The sequence below is a fragment of the Actinospica durhamensis genome (assembly GCF_018139695.1).
Classification (GTDB): Bacteria; Actinomycetota; Actinomycetes; order Streptomycetales; family Catenulisporaceae; genus Actinospica; species Actinospica durhamensis.
The window spans coordinates 1-705 of the sequence record NZ_JAGSOG010000661.1 but is presented as its reverse complement, the minus strand read 5'-3'; the positions used below and the strand labels follow the sequence as shown (position 1 = coordinate 705).

Sequence of the window (705 nt, the reverse complement as noted above, 5' to 3'; positions counted from 1 at the left end):
CCCACGACATCGTCCTGCGCGCCGTGGCCCCCGCCGCGTGAGCTGACTGCCACCAGGCACCATCACCCCTGGGCACGCTCAGCGGTCGCGGGGTCGAGCAGATACGCCGTGAGAATGCGGTTCTCGGTGCGCAGCTGCTCGGCTTGGGCGGGCTGGCCTGCCTGGTCGTAGGCCTGGGCGGCGCGGTCGCGTTCGGCCAGTTCGGCTCGGACGATGCGTTCGACGTCGGCCTCGGTCAGCTCTCGCCGGGGCGCTTCGGCCGCGCCGGCACCCACCGGGGTCTGCTCGATCGCCAGGCTGCCGGGGGTTGCGGGCAGCTCGACGGCCTCGGCGTTCTCGATCGCGGCCAGGGTGGAGCGGAGTACGGCCAGTGCCACCTTGTCTCGGGCGCGCATGGCAGTCGGCAGCGCAGTCCTCAGCCGCTGTTGGAGCGGCTCGGGGGCGGCTTGAGAGTTCACGTTCGACATGCCGGGTACGCTACGGGCCTCCCGCCCTACGCTCGATCGATTTTCCGGGCCAAGGCGATGACGGACTGCTCGATGCTTCGTAGGAGCGGGGGGATCTCCTCGGCGGCCAGGTATGCGTCGTCTGCTTCGATGGACAGATATACGCGGTCTTCGTAGCTGGTCAGGGCGATGGCCAGTTTGATGCGGTGGTGGCCGGCGCCGATGGGTCTGGGGTCGTGGGGTTCGACCGGGGTGAGAG

2 protein-coding genes are annotated in these 705 nt (G+C 69.9%); both read right to left on the bottom strand.

The features are described 5' to 3' along the window. Positions 1-62: 62 nt before the first annotated feature. Positions 63-467 (bottom strand): GatB/YqeY domain-containing protein, encoded by a 405-nt coding sequence (locus KDL01_RS41600; protein WP_212534222.1) that lies wholly within the window; start codon positions 465-467, stop codon positions 63-65. 26 nt (positions 468-493) lie between these two features. Beyond that, positions 494-705, bottom strand: a 212-nt coding sequence (locus KDL01_RS41595) for a hypothetical protein (RefSeq protein WP_212534221.1), incomplete at its 5' end; no start/stop codon positions are given.

What these genes read in the sequence shown, in the direction of transcription:
- KDL01_RS41600 (WP_212534222.1), bottom strand. Translation starts at nt 467, where the DNA reads ATGTCGAACGTGAACTCTCAAGCCGCCCCCGAGCCGCTCCAACAGCGG.